This is a genomic window from Kitasatospora sp. NPDC048722 (genome assembly GCF_040650235.1).
In the GTDB taxonomy this organism is placed as follows: Bacteria; Actinomycetota; Actinomycetes; order Streptomycetales; family Streptomycetaceae; genus Kitasatospora.
Genome location: NZ_JBEZGX010000014.1, coordinates 1 through 17,481 on the forward strand (window position 1 = coordinate 1; position 17,481 = coordinate 17,481).

A 17,481-nucleotide genomic window follows, 5' to 3' on the forward strand; every position below is an offset into this window, starting at 1 on the left:
ATCGACTTGACGGTGAGGCGGTCCATGATTTCCTGGAACCGGCCGTTCCGGTCGATCACATCGCTGACCATGGGCGATGTCTCCGTTCGCCTCGGCGTTCTTGGACGATTCGAGGCTAGGGATTGGTGCAGACCTTCCTCAACGCCCGGAACCGGCTGCCGAATTAGGTCAGCGGACAGCCGGGTGGGTCACCGGAACACCGGGCACCGGGGGAAGCCCCCCGGGGATCGCTCCCGTCCTACTGCGGCTTCACCGCGGCGAGCTCGGCGCGCAGGGCGGCGTTCTCCTGCTCCAGCAGCGCGAGGCGCTCGTGGATCGGCGCCAGGGCGTCGGACACCTCGCGCTGACTGAACCTGGGCGTGATGTGGTTGGGGCAGTTCCAGGCGAACGCCTCGACCCGGATGGTGACGACGTGTTCGACCGCGCCCTCGGTGCGCGGCTCGCTCAGGCGCTCGACGAGCCCGGGGTCGTCGCCGATCGGCACGGCGGCGGCGCGGCCGAACAGCTTGAGGCGCGCCCGGCGCGCGTGGTCGATGAAGAAGAGCGCGACCCGGTCGTCGCCCCGCAGGTTGCCGGTGGTGATGTACTGCCGGTTGCCCCGGACACTGAGGTAGCCGAGCGTGTGCTCGTCCAGCACGTGCACGAACCCGGTGGGGCCGCCCCGGAACTGGATGTACGGCCAGCCGGTCTGGCCCACGCTGGCGAACAGGAAGCCGTCGAGGCTGCGGATGAACGAGGCCTCGGAGCCGGTGAGCGGCTCGGCCTCCTCGGCCGGGCGCCGCAGCCGGCGGTCGGCGGCGGTGGCGCTGCCCATCTCCTGCTGGACCTGGCGCACCGCCTCGGTGTACGCGAGCTGGTCGAACCGGCTCATGCGACGCTCCTCTGGTGGGTCGGCACGGGGAACGGCCTTGCGGTTCGACCACCGTACGGACCTCGCCTGGTCGCACTCCTACAGCCCGGCCAGAGGAGCGGGAGCCCCCGGGCGTCCGGCCGCTGCCCACCGCACCGCTGCCCACCAGCGCTTTGGCCGGGCGCCGCCCACGGGCCCGTCGCGACCGGCAGAACCGGTAACACTGCCGGAGCAGTTGTCCGGAGTGCGCGGCGCACCGGCAGGAGCGGCGTCCGGCGGGCGGGGCGGTGGCGCGCGCCCGCGCCGCAACGCGGAAGCCGCAGGCCGGGGGCCTGCGGCTTCCGGGTGCCGGGGCGGTTCAGCGGGCGGCGGCCAGGGCCTCCAGGGTGGGGACCATGGCGGCGGGGGCGGGGAGGGCGTCGTTCTCGGCGCGGACACGGGCGGCGGCCGCGCGGAGGTCGGTGTCGGTCAGGAGGCGGTTCAGGACGTCGGTGTCGACGGTCTCCGAGGTGGAGCGCAGGGCGATGCCGGCGGCGACGAGGGCGTCGGCGACCAGGAAGTTGTCGGCGCCCTGGGGGAGCAGCAGTTGCGGGACACCGGCGGAGAGGGTGGTGCCCGTGGTGCCCGCGCCGCCGTGCTGGATCACGCCGTCGCAGTGGCGGACCAGGTCGGCGAGCGGCACCCAGGGCAGGGCGCGGACGTTGTCGGGCAGGGTGCCGAGCGGAGCGATGTCGGCGCCGTCGACGGCGAGCAGGAAGTCGGCGTCGACCGAGGAGGCCGCCTCGATCAGGCGGGAGACGGCGCTGACGCCGTCCATCTGCGTGACCACGGTGCCCAGGGTGATCAGCACCCGCGGACGTCCGGCCGGGGCCAGGAACTCGCCCGGGACGAGACCGCCGCCGTTGTACGGCACGTAGCGCATCCGCAGGCCGTCCGGGTCGCCGCCGAGCGGGCCGATGCTGAGAGAGGTGGGCGTGGCGGGACCGGCCACGCCGTGCTTCTCGTAGAGGTCGGTGAAGTGGCCGGCGAGGCGCTCGACCATGTCGCGGCCGGTCGGGATGCCGTAGTTGTGCAGGACCGACGGGATCCCGAGCTTGGCCGCCACCAGCGGGGCCGCGGGCTGGAACGCGGCGTGCACGAGCAGGTCGGCGCCCCAGTCGGAGGCGACGTCGAGGAGGCCGTCGACGGTGGGACGGGCGGCGTGGGCGAAGGCGCGGGCGGCCATGTCCAGGATCCCGTCCTGGTCGAGGCCGTGGCCGCTGTAGCTGAGCTGGCCGTCGTTGGCCTCGGAGAACAGGTCGCGCATGTCGCGGCCGTCGCCGATCTCGGCGAGCGGGAAGCCGGCGGTGCGGATCTGGTCCAGCGGCCGGGAGACGGCGAACAGGATGTCGTGCCCCGCGGCGCGCAGGGCCTGGGCGGTGGGCACCATCGGGAAGAGGTGGCCGGCCGCGGCCGGGCCGGTGAGGAGTATGCGCATCATCGTCTCCTTGCATGACGTGTCGCGCTCTCGTGCGGAGCGGCGACGGACAAGGCCATCTCCTCTCGCGAGCTGATGTCGAGTCAATTCGGATTTCGACGCCGTGTGCGGGAATCGGACGTTCTGCCGCGGCTCTTGTCAGCCGGGCCGCGGTGTGCTCTCCGGCGCGGGGCGGGTCGGCCGCCGTTCGGTCGCCGGTCAGGCGTCGAGGAAGTCGCGGACGGTCTTGGTGTACGCCTCGGTCTCCTCGGCCAGGACGATGTGTCCGGTGTCGAACTCGGCGTACGCGCTGCCGGGGAGGGCGGCGTGCAGTCGGCGGGTGTTCTCCACCGGCACGGTGGCGTCCTGGGTGCAGCCGATGACCAGGGCCGGCGCCTGGACCCGGGGGAGCAGCGGGCCGAGGTCCAGCGCGAGGTCGAGGGCGATGTGTCGCAGCGTGCCCGAAGTCGGCTGCATGTAGGCGGTGTTGGCCTCGACGGCCGCACGGCCGATCCGGTTGAGGAAGCCACGGCTGAAGGCGGTGAGGGTGGCGTAGCGGCCGAAGGCGACCGGGTCGCCGGCGAGCGACAGCCAGGTGGCGAAGGAGAGGCGCAGGTACTCGTCCTGCTCGCTGCTGATCCACCCGGCGGTGGCGACCAGCCGGCGGACCTGCTCCGGGCGCAGTGCGGCGGCCGCGGTGGCGACGACGGCGCCGAGCGAGAAGCCGACGACGTCGGCGGGGCCGCGTCCGGCGTCGTCGATGACGGCGTTGACCTGGGCGGCGAGGGTCACGAGGGCCAGCGCGCCGCCGTCGTCCTCGGCGGCCTCGCTGCCGGAGAGGTCGGGCAGGAGGACGGTGTACCGGTCGGTGAAGGAGTCCAACAGGCCGTCCCACATGGCGGATCCGGGGCCGGTGCCGTGCACGAGGACGAGGGTGTCGGGGCCGTCGCCGACGACGCGGTACGGGATGCGGGCGGTGCCGACGGTGATGGTGGGCATGGCGGGGTCCTTCCGCTGGAGAGGAGGTGGTTCCTGGTCGGCGCTTCTCGCCGACGAGAAGGAAACTACACGGTGCAGATCATTGATTCAACTGCACGGTGCAGTGCAATTCGGGGCGGGCGTGACGCCGCCGGGCCCGGAACCGATCGCGTACACGCGCCGTCGAAGGAGTGAAGGGAATCCCTGCCCGGGTTGAACGCCGGGAGGAGTACGGAGAGCCCAGTGCTGCCAGGTGGTGCCGACCTGAACCTCGGATGCCCGGTGGGCCGCCCTTGTTTCGGACCGGAGGAGCCGGCCGCCTGGCCGCTGGGCGAGGCGACGGTCGATCAACTCGTCGCCGCCGCGAGATGCGAGACGCTGCTCCAGGACTCGCTCGACGCGATCCGGCCGATGCCCGTCTGGCAGAGCGCGCCGCCCCGGTCCGGCGTCCGACTGCCGCCGCCGGGAGCCGGTGACGGTCTGCACTGGTACGTCACCCGTGGACGGGACGTCCTCACCATCGTGTCGGAGGCGCGGCGCGCGGTGCTGGCCGGCGCGGTCGAGGGCCACTGGCGGCGGCGCGGCTGGACGATCACCGCGCTGGGCGTCGGCCGGGAGCTGCCGCGGGTGGCCGCGACGACCCGGGACGGCTATCAACTGGTGCTGGAATTCGGTGACTTGGGCGAGGTCGGACTGATCGCGAGCTCACCGGGGGCGGACCGTCCGGAGCACCCGTCGCGCACGCAGGCCGCGGATGGGTGCGGCCGAGCGCCGCTGCCGTACGTCTGCTGCTCCCACTGGAGTGCGATGGCGTGACGCCGGGTCGCGCGTCGGGCGGGGTGCTCGGCGGGTAGGGGAGGCGCGGAGCGAGCCCCCCCGGACACGCTCCGCGCCACCCTCGTCGCGCGGCTTCGGCGCTGCCGCTCCCCCCGCCCCCCCGGCCGCTCGCCGGTCCCCCCTGACGGCGCCCTCCGGCGAGGGCGGTCCGCACGGACCCCGGCGAGCCCCTTCCCCCAGGGACGTCGTTGGACCCAAGCTAACAAACCGCGTGGTTGGTTTGTCAATAGCGGGATCCACGAAACATCCACAATCGTGACAGGGTCGTGGACGCTGCGCCACCAGGTATTTGTGGGCGCATCAGGGCGCGCGACGGGCTGCCGGGGGCGCGTGCGAGGTGTGGGGGAGCGGCGCGCGCCGGTCCGGAATCCGGCATTCCGAGCACTTCGACAGTACGGAGCGGTACCGGACGAGCGCTCAGCGCAGCAGCCTGCGCTCCTTTGCGACGGCCACCGCGCCGGACCGGGTGTCGACGCCGAGCTTGTCGTAGATGCGGCCCAGGTGGGTCTTCACGGTGGCCTCGCTGATGAACAGCGCGCGGGCGATCTCCCGGTTGCCGAGCCCCTGCGCCAACTGCTCCAGGATGTCCTGCTCGCGCTCGGTCAGCTGCGGCGTCGGCGCCCGCATCTGCGCCATCACCCGCGTCGCCACCGGCGGCGACAGCACCGTCCTTCCCCGCGCGGCGGCATGGACCGCGGCGAACAGTTCCTCCGGCCGTTCGGCCTTCAGCAGGTAGCCGGTGGCCCCGGCGGCGATCGCGCGGCTGATGTCGGCGTCCGTGTCGTACGTGGTCAGCACCAGCACGTGCGGACCACCGGGCGCGGCGGTGATCCGCCGGGTGGCCTCCACGCCGTCGATGCCGTTCCCGAGCTGGAGGTCCATCAGCACGACCTGCGGCGCCAGCCGGGCGGCCAGCGCGACCGCCTCCTCCCCGGTGCTGGCCTCGCCGACCACCTCGAAGTCGCCCGCGCTCGCGAGCAGCGCCAGCAGACCGGCCCGGACCACCGCGTGGTCGTCGCAGACCAGCAGCCGGACGGGAGTCGTGGTCATGGCTGTTGCTCCAGGGGGATCGAGGCGGAGACGACGGTGCCCTCGCCGGGGGCGCTCTCGACGGTCAGCGTGCCACCGAGCTGCCGCAGCCGCGCGCGCATCGCCGGCAGCCCGTACCCGCGGCCGGGGGCGCCCGCAGGCCCTTCGCCGGCGCCGTCGAGGCCCCGGCCGTCGTCGGCGACGTCGAGGACGGCCTGGTCGCCGAGGAAGGACAGCGTGATCGCCGCCGTCGAAGCCCCGGCGTGCTCCCGGACGTTGGCCAGCGCGCCCTGGGCGATCCGCAGCAGCGCGGACTGGACGGCGGCCGGCAGCGGGACGGGCGCGCCGTCCAGGTGGAAGCGGACCGGCAGGCCGCTCTCGGCGGACTCGCGCGCGGCCAGCGCGCGCAGCGCCTCGTCCAGCGGGCGGCCGTCGGCGAGTTCGGCGGGTGCGAGGTCGTGGACGAAGCGGCGGGCCTCGGCGAGGTTCCGGGCGGCGACGTCGGCGGCGGTGCGCACGTGGACGCGGGCGGTCACCGGGTCGGCGTCCCAGGTGCGGTCGGCGGCCTGGAGCAGCATCTGCTGGCTGGACAGTCCCTGGGCGAGGGTGTCGTGGATCTCCATCGCCAGTCGCTCGCGCTCCGCCAGCGTGCCCTCCCGCCGTTCGGTGGCGGCGAGTTCGCGCCGGGTGCGGACCAGGTCGGCGATCAGCGCGCGCTGCCGGGCGGCCTGCCGCGCCATGAAGAGGAAGACGCCGGTGGCGAGCGCCGCCACGGCGGGCGGCAGCAGGACGAGCGTCGCGTCGGCGCCGCCGGGCAGCCGGATCTCGGCGATCACGACCAGCAGGGTGAGCGCCGCCACCAGCGGGATCGCCGCCCGTGCGGGGAGCGTGCGCAGGGCGGTGTAGACCAGCGGGACGGCGCACCACGCGAAGCTCGGCGCGAGCAGCACCAGCACCACCCAGAGGGCGACCACCGTCGCGAACGGCCAGAGCCGGCGCCGGCCCGGTGCGGGCGGGCGGCGGTGCGCGAGCCAGGAGCCGGCCGGCTGGGCGGCGGCCAGGGCGGCGCTCAGGCCGACGACCCACGGGATCCGCGGGCTGCCGGCGTGGTGGGTGAGGTAGCGGCTGAGCGAGGCGACGAGCAGCAGGAGGAAGGCGGAGTCGAGCAGCAGCGCGAGCCGGCCCGCGTCCGGGTCGCCGGCGCTGCCCCCGAGCTCGTCCGCACCCGCGAGCGCGTCGGCGCCCTCGGTGACGACGGCGTCGTCTGCGGCGCGGGGGTGCGGCACGGGAGGCTCCTGGTCGGTGGTCACGGGCGGCGCGCTGACCTGCGCCGATCCCTCGATGGTGGCCCGTCCGGCCCGGTCCCGCATCAGCCGATCGGTTGACCCCGGTGTCCGCCGACCCGCTTGCACGCCCGCGCCGGACCGCCGATGTGGCGGGTCCCGTTTCCCCCGGAGGATCGAAGCACGGCCGCCGGACGGGTCCCCCCTGCCGCCCGGTGGCCCTGCTCGCACCCGCGGCTCCCCACGAACCCGCGGTTCCCCGACCTCCCGATCCCGCAGTCCCCGAGGAGCTGGACCCCGATGAAGAAGATCTCCGTGCGCACCCGAGTCCTGACCGGCACCCTCGCCGCCGCCGCCCTCGCCGCCACCGTCGGTGCCGTCTCGGCCAGCGCCGACACGAGCGAGACCCCGGCTGCCGCGCCGGCCGCGGTCAAGGTCGACACCCAGAACAAGAACCTGGCCCAGAGCACCGGTCTGACCGTCGACGCCGCCACCCGCGCCGCCCAGGCCGCCCTGGACGCGGCGGCCAAGGCCGGCCAGCACGTCTCGGTCGCGGTCGTCGACCGGGACGGCGTCACCCGGGTCCTGCTGAAGGGCGACGCGGCCGGCCCGCAGTCGCCGGAGTCGGCCGTGCGCAAGGCCTACACCGCGGTCTCCTGGAACGCGCCGACCTCGGAGCTGGCCAAGCGGCTGGCGCAGGCCCCGAACCTGAAGGACATCCCGGGCACGCTGTTCCTCGCCGGCGGCGCCCCGGTGCAGGCCAAGGGCGCCCCGGTCGCGGCGATCGGCGTCGCGGGCGCGCCCAGCGGCGACCTGGACGAGCAGTTCGCGCAGGCGGGGGTCGCCGCGCTCGCGAAGTGACGCGGCCCCGGGCACCGCGGACGTCCGGCGGCCCCGGCGCACCGCCCGCCCGGCACACCCGGGCGGGCGGGTTTCCGTTTCCCCTCGTTCGGGTGAAGATCGGGAGGGTCATTGCAGTACAGGGCGCGGACCGGTCAAAAGCCGGTGCCGCTGTCGGTGGCGCGTGGCAGGCTTCCCGGTATGACGGCGTGGACCCTCAACGACATCGAACGTGCGATCCGCTCCTCCTGGGGTGTCGACACCTGTGCGCCCGAGGACCTGGCCCACTGGCGTCCCGACAATCCCGCCCGCGGTCAGTGCGGCGTCACCGCGATGGTGCTGCACGACCTGATCGGCGGCGAGCTGATGATGGGCGAGGTGTACGCCGGCGGGGTCAGGACCGACCTCCACTGGTGGAACCGCTTCGCCCCCGGCGTCGAGATCGACCTCACCCGCGAGCAGTTCGGGCCGGACGAACTGGTCGGCCCCGGCCGCCCGGTCTCCCGCCCGGCCCGGCACGGCCGGCTCCAGGCCCAGTACGAACTGCTGCGGCACCGGGTGCTCACCCAGCTGGAGCGCGGCCGGGCGGTGCGGCTGCCGGAGCGCGCCTGCGCCTGAGCCCGAGGCCCGGGCGCCGCTGCGCCGGAGCCCTGCTGACGTACAGTCGGCCGGGGAGCGGTGGCGCGGGCGCGCGGCCACGGCGACTGCGACGGCGACGGCGAGGGGAGTGCGCGATGACCGGGACGACGGTCGGCTTCGTGGGGCTGGGTGCGATGGGCCGGGGCATGGCGGGCAGCCTGCTGCGGGCCGGCCACGCCGTCCGGGTCTGGAACCGTTCCCCCGAGCCGGTGGCCGCCGTGGTCGCCGAGGGCGCGGAGGCGGCGGAGACGCTCGCCGAGGTGTTCGCGGCCGACACGGTGGTCTCCATGCTCGCCAACGACGAGGCGTTCGAACGGCTGCTGCTCGACCCGGCCCTGCTGTCGGGCGCGCGGGCGACCCTGCACGTCAACATGGCGACGGTCTCGCTCGCGCTCGCCGAGCGGGCCGAGGCCGTGCACGCCGGGCACGGCATCGGCTACGTCGCCGCGCCCGTCCTCGGCCGGCCCCCGGTCGCGGCCGCCGGGCAGCTGAACATCCTCGCCGCGGGCGATCCCGCGCTGCTGGCGCGCGCCGAGCCGCTGTTCGCCGCGATGGGGCAGCGGACCTGGCACTTCGGGGACCGTCCGGGCCAGGCCAACACCACCAAGATCAGCGTCAACTTCCTGCTGGCCTGCGCGATCGAGTCGATGGCCGAGGCGTGTGCCCTGGCCGAGGCCCACGGCGTCCGGCCGACCGACCTCGTCGAGCTCATCACCGGCACCCTCTTCCCCGGGCCGGTCTACGGCGGGTACGGCGCGATGGTGGCCGAGCGGCGCTACGAGCCGGCCGGGTTCCGGCTGCCGCTTGGCCTCAAGGACGTCGGCCTCGCGCTCGACGCCGGGGCCGCCGCGACCGTGCCCCTCCCGTTCGGCAGCGTCCTGCGGGACGCCTTCCTCGACGCGCTCGCGCACGGGGACGGCGACAAGGACTGGGCCGCCGTCGCGGCCGTCGCCCGCCGCCGCGCCGGCCTGCCCGACTGAGCGCAGGCCTGCCCTGCCGAGGGCCACCGCGCCCCGTCGCCACCAGCGCCGCCGGCCGACAACCACGTGCCGGGCCGCACCGCACCCGCCTACGATCCGCGCGTGACGTCCACCCACAGCGCCCACGACCGCTCCGCCGCCCCCTGGCTGGTCCGTACCGAACGGCTGGAACTGCGCGCCGTCGGCCCCGCCGACCTCGCGCCGCTGCACGCCATCAACCACGACCCCCGCACCTGGTGGCACGCCCCCGAGGGCCGGCACCTCGACGAGGGCACCACCCGTGCCTGGATCGGACGAGCCGTCGACGTCTGGGAGTCCGACGGCATGGGCTACTGGACGGCCCGTCTGGGCGCCGACGGCCCGGTGGTCGGCGTCGGCGGCGCCTCGCTCCAGACCTCCACCGGATTCTGGAACCTCTACTACCGCCTCGACCCGGCGCACTGGGGCCGCGGCTACGCCACCGAGCTGACCCGCGCCGCCGTCGACGCCGCCCACCGGCACGTGCCGGACCGGCCGGTTGTGGCCTGGGTGCACGACCACAACACCTCCTCCCGCGCGGTCGTCGAGCGGATCGGCCTCGCCGACCTCGGCCCGCGGTGGCACCCCGTCCTGCGCGAACCGGTCCGGCTGTGGGCCGACCGGCCCGTCCCGCGGGCGGAACCGGAGCGGACGCCCCCGGAATAACCGGCCCGGCCCGCGCGCTGGCGCCTGCGACCGCACCACTTCCGCACCACTTCGACGGACCGCGCCCGACCGGGCGGTACCGAGGCAACGGGGGCCACCGATGGACGACCAGCACGCGGGCGCCGGGACGCCGCGCACGTTCCTCTTCCTCGTCGCCAGTTCGCGCGCCGACGGGAACTCCGAGCAGCTCGCCCGCCTGGCCGCCGGGGCGAGCCTGCCGCCCGGCGCCGAGCAGCGCTGGCTGCGCCTGGACGACCACCCGCTCCCGCCGTTCGAGGACCTCCGGCACGCCGGGGACGGTTCCTTCCCCGAGCCTCAGGGGCACGAACGGACTCTGCTGGACGCCACGTTGGAGGCCACCGACCTGGTCTTCGTCGCGCCGCTGTACTGGTACTCGCTGCCCACCAGCGCGAAGCTCTACCTCGACCACTGGTCGGCCTGGCTGCGGCTGCCCGACACGGGATTCCGCACGCGCCTGGCGGGCGGCACCATCTGGGCGGTCACCGCCCTGGCCACCGAGGACGACAAGGCCGACCCGCTGATCGGCACGCTGCGGCTGACCGCCGACTACATGGGCATGCGCTGGGGCGGCGCGCTGCTCGGCAACGGCACCCGGCCGGGGGACGTGCTGCGCGACGAACGGGCGCTGGTCGCCGCGAAGTCCTTCTTCTCGGAGTGAGCTCCGCACCCGGCCGGGCCTGAGGGCCGGACCGGTGGATTCACGCCACGGAGGGCCGTGCGGTACCGTCCTCCGGGCGTGTACCCGTCACATCGGGTGTGCTTTTGGTAAAAGACAAAAGCCTTGCCCGGTGACGGAGTTGGACGATTCGGGCAGGCTCCGTGCGTCGCACGGGACGGAGCGTGACACCTGCCTTTCGAAGTGGCTGGATCGTTCGGTAGTCTCCGTCGGACTTTCAAGCTTCGCGGGGGGATCGCGGCGCGCTCGGCCGCGCCCCACCGCGCCTCCGGGCCTGCCCGGACTCTCCCGTGAGGTCTCCCTTGTCGATACGTCGCACTCTTGCCCTCGCCGGCGCCGCCGCGCTCGCGTCCTCGATGGTGCTGGCCGGCGCCCAGGGCGCCATGGCCGTCGGTGCCACCGACGCCCCGTCCGCCGCCGCGTCGGCCGAGAAGACGGCGGCGCAGCTCCTCGGCCTCTCGCTCCAGGGCGTGCCGGACACCTTCATCGCCGGCGGCGACGCCCGTGAGTTCACGTACCGGATCGACAACCCGTCCAAGCACGACGACGTCTTCTTCCCGCTCCTGAAGTTCAAGAACAAGGCGGGCTCGCTCAAGGCGAAGGACCTCAAGGTCGAGTACCAGCTGCCCGGCGAGGGCTGGCAGACCGGCGCGGTCGCGCCCGGCGGCGGCGACGGCGACGACTCCGCCGTCACCGTGCTGCTCGGCCAGGTCGGCGACGACCAGAACCCCACCGACGACTCCCTGCTGGTCGTGAACCGCGGCAAGGGCCTGGCCGTCAAGGTCCGGGTCTCCTTCACCGGGGACGCCCCGCTCGGGCGCGCCGGCGTCGTTCCGGTGGTGTTCGCCGCCGCACTCGACGACGACAGCCACCTGCCGACCGGCACCCCCGGGTTCAGCTGCGACGGCATCCGCGGCGCCGGCTTCACCATCAAGAAGGCGGCCCCGACCCCCACCGGCAAGCCGACCCCGACGACCACCACGTCGCCGACGGCCACCCACACGCCGACCCACACGCCCACCCCGACCGGCTCGCCCACGACCAGCCACTCGCCGACGGCCACCGCCACGCCGAGCACCACGGCCACCGCGACCCCGACCGGCACGCCCACCACGCAGCCCACGACCCCGGCCCCGACCACCGGTTCGCCGTCCGCGTCGCCGTCCGCCTCCGCCTCGACCGCCGCCCCGGCCCCGTCCGGCAGCAGCACGGGAGCCCAGGAGCCGATCGACTTCCCGGTGAGCGTCCCGAAGATCACCCCGCCGAAGATCGTCCCGGCCGCCGTCACCAAGGCCAAGGCCGCCGCCGACAACGCGGACAAGGCCCTCGCCACCACCGGTGGCGGTGACGACACCACCGCCATCGGCGCCGCCGGCGGCGCCGTCCTGGTGGCCGGCATCGGCACCCTCGTGGTGCTGCGCCGCCGCAAGTCGGCCCAGCAGGGCTGACCGCGCAGCCGCTCCCGGCGCCGGATCCCGGCGCCGGGCGGCGGCTGACCTCGGGGGATCACCGCCTGAGTGCCGCCGCGCCACCCGGCCGTCCGTCCGACGGACACCCGGGCGGCGCGGAAGGTACTCCTCCGTCACATAGGATGTCCGGCCGGAGGGGGGCGGAACCGGCGGGGAGAGGGACAGGTGCGGGGAGCACGCACGGCACGGACCACTACCGACTACGAGGCCGGCACGGGACGCATCGCGGGTCTGCTGGTCCGCAGACACCACGTCCTGCTGGTCGCCTGGACGGTGCTCTGGTTCTTTCTGGTCGAGCCCAAGGGCGGCTTCTCCTGGCACTACCTGCGCCAGGGCGAGCAACTACTGTTCAGCGGTCAGCCCGACGGCGGGCTGTCGCTCTACGCCCACCACCCCGAGCTGCAGATCGGCCCGGTCAGCCTGGCCGCGGCCCGGCTCACCGCCCCGTTCTCGCCGTACACGGGCCAGGTGATCGCCGAGGCGGTGAGTTCCGCGCTCGGCCTGGTCATGCTGGTCCTCGTGGGCCGCACCGCCGCCCTGTACTACCTGGGCACCGGTACCAACCACCGCCGGCTCCAGCAGCGCGTGCTGATCGCCGGGCTGGCGTTCATCCCGATGTGGGTCGAGGTGTCGGTCCGCTTCGCGCACCTCGACGACGTGCTGGCGCTGTTCTTCACCGCCCTCGCCGCGCACGCGCTCGCCCGCGGCAAGCCCGTCCAGGTCGCGATCTTCCTGGCGCTCGCGGTGGACTCCAAGCCCTGGGCGATCGCCTTCGCCCCGCTGATCCTCGCCCTGCCCAGGCCCGCCTGGCTGCGCACCGCGCTGTGGTTCTGCGCGCTGGTCGCGGTCGCCTGGCTGCCGTTCTACCTCGGCAACCTGGACACCATGGCGGCCGCCAAGTTCACCATCCCCAACCAGCCCGCCTCCTCGCTGCGCTGGTTCGGCGTGACCGACCCGACCACCCCCTGGTGGGACCGCCCGACCCAGTTCGCGCTCGGCCTCGGGCTCGGCGGCATCGCGGTCTGGCGCGGCCGCTGGCCGGCCGTCGTGCTGCTCGGCGCGAACGCCCGCGTCCTGCTCGACCCCAGCGTGTACACGTACTACACGGCCTCGATCCTGCTCGGCACCCTGCTGTGGGACGCGGTCGGGCAGAAGCGCCTGGTGCCGTGGTGGAGCTGGATCGCGCTGGCCTCCCTGTACGGCGGCACGCTGCTCCTGCCGTCCGATCCGGCGCGCGGGTTCGTCCGGCTCGCCTTCGTCGTGGTCTCGACGGCGTACGTGCTGCTCTGGCCCACCCAGCAGACGCGCCGCCCGCGGCCATCGGCGGACGACCAGGGCCAGGGACAGGGTCATGGCCACGGCTCCGGACGCGGCCGGCTCGGCCGACGGCGCGAGCGCGTCCTGGTCGGCGCCGGGCGCTGACGTCCCCGCCGGACACCCGTACGGGCACCGCCGGTCCCTTCGGGCTTGACCCTCACGCGACGTGAGAGACGAGTGTTGAGGTCAGCACGAAGGGAGGAACACCCCGCATGAACAGCGACGGCTACTCGGTCGGCGCCCTGGCGAAGATCGCCAAGGTGACCGTCCGCACCCTGCACCACTACGACGAGATCGGACTGCTGTCCCCCGCGGGCCGCACCCGGGCCGGCTACCGCCGGTACGTGGACACCGACCTCGACCGGCTGCAGCAGATCCTGTTCTACCGCGAACTCGGGTTCCCCCTGGAAGAGATCGCGGCGATCCTGGACGACGACTCGGTCAGCCCGAGCGAGCACCTCCGGCGGCAGCACAGCCTGCTGACCGACCGGATCAAGCACCTCCAGGAACTCGCCACGGCCGTCGAACACGCCATGGAGGCACGGAGAATGGGCGTTCAGCTGACCCCCGAGGAGAAGTTCGAGATCTTCGGCGAGGACTACCAGGAGGAGTGGGAGCAGGAGGCCGAGCAGCGCTGGGGCGACACCGAGGCCTGGGCCGAGTCGCAGCGCCGCACCGGCTCCTACGGCAAGGCCGACTGGGAGCGCATCCAGGCCGAGATGACCGCCCTCAACGACCGCCTGGCCGCGGCGGTCGCGGCCGGCGAGCCCGCCGACGGCACCCTCGCCATGGACCTCGCCGAGGAGCACCGGCAGCACATCTGCCAGAACTTCTACGACTGCACCTTCACCATCCACCGCGGCCTGGCCTGCCTGTACGTCGAGGACCCGCGCTGGACCGCCGGCTACGAGAAGACCGCGCCCGGCCTCGCGCAGTGGCTGCACGACGCGATCCTGGCCAACGCGGCCCGGCACGAGGGCTGAGCCGGGCGGCTCACGCCGCCCCGCGGCCGAACCCCCGCCGGTAGGCCGTCGGTGAGGTGCGCATCACCCGGCCGAAGTGGTGGCGGAACGTCGCCGCGCTCTCGAAGCCGACCGCGGCGGCGATCTCCTCGACCGTGCCCTCCGGGGACTCCAGGAGCGGCAGGCTGGCCGCGATGCGCTGGGTGACGACCCAGCGCATCGGGCTGGTCCCGTTGCGGGCCGTGAAGTGCCGCAGGTACGAGCGGTCGGACATCCGGGCGGCCCCGGCCAGCGCCGAGACGGTCAGCGGCGACGCCAGGTGGTCCATCGCGTACTGCATGCTGCGCGCGATCCCGTCGTCCTCCTCGTCGACCGGCAGGATCGCCGCCTCGATGAACTGGGCCTGCCCGCCGTCCCGGTGCGGGGGCACGACGAACCGGCGGGCCACGGTGTTGGCCACCTTCGCGCCGTGGTCCCGACGCACCAGGTGCAGGCACAGGTCGATCCCGGCGGCGCTGCCCGCGCTCGTCAGGACGTCCCCGTTGTCGACGTACAGCACGTCCGGGTCGACCTCCACCGACGGGTACCGCTGCTGGAGCAGCTCGGCGTAGCGCCAGTGCGTGGTCGCCTTGCGGCCGTCGAGCAGGCCGGCGGCGGCCAGGGCGAAGGCGCCCGAGCAGATCGAGACGATCCGGGCGCCGCGCTCGTGTGCCGTGCGCAGTGCCGCGACCAGGCCGGGTGAGACCTCCCCGCCGAAGGCGTTCGGCACCCCGGGGACGATCACGGTGTCCGCGGCCGCCAGCTCGTCGAGCCCGTGCCGGGCGACCATCGCGAACCCGCCCACCGCGTCCAGCGCCGTCCCCGGCCGGTCCGCGCACACCTTCAGGCCGTACCAGGGCGCCGCCAGCAGGCCGCTCAGCTCCGGCCGGGCGAGCCCGAACACCTCCACCGCCACGCCGAGTTCGAACGGCGCCATGCCGTCGAACGCGTACACCGCGACGTCGTGCACCGGCTCCGGCCGACGCCCGATGGCGACCGCGACCGGCCCGGGGGCGGTCCTCCCGGTGGCCTGCGTCGTGCTGCCCTGCGGCGGGTTGTCGTGCTGGGTCATGCGAACCCCCTGCTCAAGGGTGGTGGAACGTCGGTGAGTTTAGTCCGTCGGGCCACCTCGGAATTTTTCCGGAACCCGCCTGCAACCTCCACCGCCCCCGCACGTCCATTGGTACGGGGGCGGAGAACACCAGGCCGGCGGCGGCTGGGAGGATCTTGCCGATCTCGAACTTGATCAGGTGTGCAGACGGTTCCGGCGTGCTCGGACACCGTCCCGGGGGAAAGCGGAAGACGCAGATGTCCATGGCCATCGGGCCGATCATCGCGCCGGCGTGGAAGCGTGGTCTCTCCGTCCGCGGAGTGGCCGCCCTGCTGTTCGGTGCCCAGGAGGCCGGCGAGCCCGTCGCCGTCCCCACCACCGAGCAGCAGGCGGTACAGCGGCGCTCCGGTTTCCGGCTGCTGCGCGGAGGGCGCGGCCGCACCGAGGACCGGCCGACCCTGACCGACCTCTACCACGCCCACCGGCTCGGCCTGGTCCGGATGGCCGTCCTGCTGGTCGACCACCAGGACCTCGCCGAGGACGTCGTCCAGGAGGCCTTCACCCAGCTCTACCAGCGCCACGGCGAGGAGTTGGACGACCTCGACAACGCGCTCGGCTACCTGCGCACGGCGGTCGTCAACGGCGCCCGCTCGATGCTGCGCCGCCGCAAGACGGCCCGTGAGTACGTGCCGCCGCACGAGGCCGACGCCCCGTCGGCCGAGGAGCACGCGGTGCTCAACGACGAGCACCGGCGCGTGCTGGTGGCCCTGCAGGAACTGACCCCCCGCCAGCGCGAGGTGTTGGTGCTGCGCTACTGGTCCGACATGTCGGAGGCGCAGATAGCCGAGACCCTGGGGCTGTCCCGGGGCGCCGTGAAGTCCACCGCCAGCCGCGCCCTGGACGCTCTCGAAAAGCACCTGGAGAAGGTTCGATGACCGACAAGTTCCCCCGCCGGATCGGCGGCGACGGCGACGGGCCGGCCGAGACCCCGACGGAACGGCTGCTGCGCGAGGCGATGACCGCCCGCACGTCCCTGATCACCGCGCACGACCTGCGCCCCGCGGCCCCGCCCAATCGCCGGGTCCGCAGACTGCGGCCGGTGTACGCCGTCACCGTCCCGCTGCTCGGCCTGGCCGCCGCGATGGCGGTCGGCGTGGTCACGCTCCACGGGAACCCCGTGGCCGACCACGAGCACCCGCCGCCGGCCGCCACGGTGCCGGCCTCCCCCAGCCCGTCCCCCGCGGCGACGCCCACCGAGACCCCCACCCCCACGGCCACCCCGTCCGAGACGGCCACCCCGACCGGCACCGAGACCCCGGACGACCCGGAGACCGCAGCGGCCCTCGCCGACGACACCCCGTCGTCGTCCCCCACCCCGACGAACAAGGCCACCGGCACCGCCACGGGCCCGGCGACGCCGTACACGTTCCGCGGCGTGAAGCTGAAGATCCCGGCAGGCTGGCGGATCGCTCCCCAGGACCAGGCCGGCTACCACCTCTGCCTGCTGAGCCCGGGGGCTCCGCAGGACGCCACGTACCGGGACTGCCAGCCCTACGGAGTGGACGTGACGGTCTTCGACACGGACTCGATGAGCTGGCCGTCGGCCTCCGACCTCGACCGTGCCGGGGGCTGGGCCCACCAGCCGTTCTGCCCGGTCTGGGGCAACCCGCACGTGCCCGCCGCGGGCGAGCAGGTCAGCAGCCACGCCCCGACCAGGACGACGCCCACGGTGTCCGGCCGTCCTGCCCGGAAGTCGCAGTGGCAGGACTCATGCGGCACCTCGTCCTTCACCGCCCAGATGTGGGCCCTGCCCAAGGACCAGGTGTTCGTCTCCGCGGTCGGGCTCAAGGACGACTACCAGCAGGGGCTGATGTCGATCGTCAACAGCCTGGACGTCAGCGGCCACGTCGCGCCGTACTCGGACAGCGTCGGCGTTTCGGTGAGCGGTCTCAGGTCCGGCCAACAGGTGCCGAACGACGGGACCCCCGTCGAGTTCTCGGTCACCTTCAAGAACACCGGCAGCGCCAAGGTCTCCGGTGCGAAGGCCGTGGTCTTCTACGGCTCCTACACCGCGCCTTCCGGGCAGCCGCTGGAGGGCACGCTGGAACGCCAGGAAGGGGCGGACTGGAAGTCGATGGAACTGCGAACGCTCGACTCCTACTCCTCGCTCACGACGGGGCTGCCCGTGGACCTGGACCCCGGGCAGAGCATCACGGTCAACTACCGGCTGAAGCTGGCCGCCCAGGCCATCCCGGGCTCTTTCTCGCTGACCGCGCGACTCGCCACGCCCACGGGTGAGAGCTTCACCGTCTCCGGCGACACCGCCCTCCAGGTGCAGGTGACCGCCAAGTAACGAGCGCGCGGGCCCGG

At 74.0% G+C, this 17,481-nt stretch carries 17 protein-coding genes; 11 read left to right on the forward strand and 6 right to left on the reverse strand.

Annotated elements, in window-relative coordinates; all coding sequences use genetic code 11:
- Positions 1-238: 238 nt before the first annotated feature.
- The 3 genes from AB0C76_RS12945 to AB0C76_RS12955 all read right to left on the reverse strand — a co-directional run bounded on the left by AB0C76_RS12945 (position 239) and on the right by AB0C76_RS12955 (position 3,305).
- Positions 239-871: a pyridoxamine 5'-phosphate oxidase family protein gene (locus AB0C76_RS12945; RefSeq protein ID WP_359963826.1), complete on the reverse strand. Its 633-nt coding sequence runs from the start codon at positions 869-871 to the stop codon at positions 239-241.
- Between the two features lie 337 nt (positions 872-1,208).
- Entirely contained in the window at positions 1,209-2,330 is a 1,122-nt protein-coding gene (locus tag AB0C76_RS12950) for a nucleotide disphospho-sugar-binding domain-containing protein (RefSeq protein WP_359963830.1), read from the reverse strand.
- Between the two features lie 195 nt (positions 2,331-2,525).
- Complete coding sequence (locus tag AB0C76_RS12955) at positions 2,526-3,305, reverse strand: alpha/beta hydrolase (protein WP_359963832.1); 780 nt, start codon at positions 3,303-3,305, stop codon at positions 2,526-2,528.
- Positions 3,306-3,527: 222 nt separating this feature from the next.
- Between AB0C76_RS12955 and AB0C76_RS12960 the strand changes: the two genes are divergently transcribed.
- The gene (locus AB0C76_RS12960) at positions 3,528-4,100 is read left to right on the forward strand and encodes a hypothetical protein (protein ID WP_359963834.1); all 573 of its coding nucleotides are present in this window, start codon (positions 3,528-3,530) and stop codon (positions 4,098-4,100) included.
- 438 nt (positions 4,101-4,538) lie between these two features.
- On the opposite strand, the gene AB0C76_RS12965 is transcribed toward AB0C76_RS12960, so the two are convergent.
- Complete coding sequence (locus AB0C76_RS12965; RefSeq protein WP_359963836.1) at positions 4,539-5,171, reverse strand: response regulator transcription factor; 633 nt, start codon at positions 5,169-5,171, stop codon at positions 4,539-4,541.
- Positions 5,168-6,520, reverse strand: a complete 1,353-nt coding sequence (locus AB0C76_RS12970) for a sensor histidine kinase (protein WP_359963838.1) — start codon at positions 6,518-6,520, stop codon at positions 5,168-5,170. Before AB0C76_RS12970 ends, AB0C76_RS12965 begins: the two co-directional genes overlap by 4 nt.
- Positions 6,521-6,733: 213 nt before the next feature.
- Here AB0C76_RS12970 and AB0C76_RS12975 point away from each other — a divergent pair, with 213 nt between their 5' ends.
- The 8 genes from AB0C76_RS12975 to AB0C76_RS13010 all read left to right on the forward strand — a co-directional run bounded on the left by AB0C76_RS12975 (position 6,734) and on the right by AB0C76_RS13010 (position 14,042).
- Positions 6,734-7,294, forward strand: a complete 561-nt coding sequence (locus AB0C76_RS12975) for a heme-binding protein (RefSeq protein WP_359963840.1) — start codon at positions 6,734-6,736, stop codon at positions 7,292-7,294.
- Positions 7,295-7,474: 180 nt separating this feature from the next.
- Positions 7,475-7,891 (forward strand): hypothetical protein, encoded by a 417-nt coding sequence (locus tag AB0C76_RS12980; RefSeq protein WP_329927198.1) that lies wholly within the window; start codon positions 7,475-7,477, stop codon positions 7,889-7,891.
- Positions 7,892-8,007: 116 nt separating this feature from the next.
- A complete protein-coding gene (locus AB0C76_RS12985) occupies positions 8,008-8,892 on the forward strand; it encodes an NAD(P)-dependent oxidoreductase (protein ID WP_359963842.1) in 885 nt (294 codons plus the stop codon).
- A gap of 102 nt (positions 8,893-8,994) precedes the next feature.
- Entirely contained in the window at positions 8,995-9,576 is a 582-nt protein-coding gene (locus AB0C76_RS12990) for a GNAT family N-acetyltransferase (protein WP_359963844.1), read from the forward strand.
- A gap of 100 nt (positions 9,577-9,676) precedes the next feature.
- Complete coding sequence (locus tag AB0C76_RS12995) at positions 9,677-10,255, forward strand: NAD(P)H-dependent oxidoreductase (protein ID WP_359963845.1); 579 nt, start codon at positions 9,677-9,679, stop codon at positions 10,253-10,255.
- 320 nt (positions 10,256-10,575) lie between these two features.
- Complete coding sequence (locus tag AB0C76_RS13000) at positions 10,576-11,721, forward strand: LPXTG cell wall anchor domain-containing protein (RefSeq protein ID WP_359963847.1); 1,146 nt, start codon at positions 10,576-10,578, stop codon at positions 11,719-11,721.
- 243 nt (positions 11,722-11,964) lie between these two features.
- Positions 11,965-13,164, forward strand: coding sequence for a hypothetical protein (locus AB0C76_RS13005; RefSeq protein ID WP_359964060.1), 1,200 nt, complete (start codon positions 11,965-11,967; stop codon positions 13,162-13,164).
- A 107-nt stretch (positions 13,165-13,271) separates the two neighbouring features.
- Positions 13,272-14,042: a MerR family transcriptional regulator gene (locus AB0C76_RS13010; protein ID WP_359963849.1), complete on the forward strand. Its 771-nt coding sequence runs from the start codon at positions 13,272-13,274 to the stop codon at positions 14,040-14,042.
- A 10-nt stretch (positions 14,043-14,052) separates the two neighbouring features.
- On the opposite strand, the gene AB0C76_RS13015 is transcribed toward AB0C76_RS13010, so the two are convergent.
- Positions 14,053-15,132, reverse strand: a complete 1,080-nt coding sequence (locus AB0C76_RS13015) for a helix-turn-helix domain-containing protein (protein WP_359963850.1) — start codon at positions 15,130-15,132, stop codon at positions 14,053-14,055.
- A 236-nt stretch (positions 15,133-15,368) separates the two neighbouring features.
- Here AB0C76_RS13015 and AB0C76_RS13020 point away from each other — a divergent pair, with 236 nt between their 5' ends.
- Together AB0C76_RS13020 and AB0C76_RS13025 are read left to right on the forward strand one after the other, a co-directional pair.
- Entirely contained in the window at positions 15,369-16,046 is a 678-nt protein-coding gene (locus tag AB0C76_RS13020) for a SigE family RNA polymerase sigma factor (protein ID WP_359963852.1), read from the forward strand.
- Positions 16,043-17,464 carry a hypothetical protein gene (locus tag AB0C76_RS13025; RefSeq protein WP_359963854.1) on the forward strand — a complete coding sequence of 474 codons (1,422 nt, stop codon included), beginning with the start codon at positions 16,043-16,045 and terminating at the stop codon, positions 17,462-17,464. Before AB0C76_RS13020 ends, AB0C76_RS13025 begins: the two co-directional genes overlap by 4 nt.
- Positions 17,465-17,481: the final 17 nt, after the last annotated feature.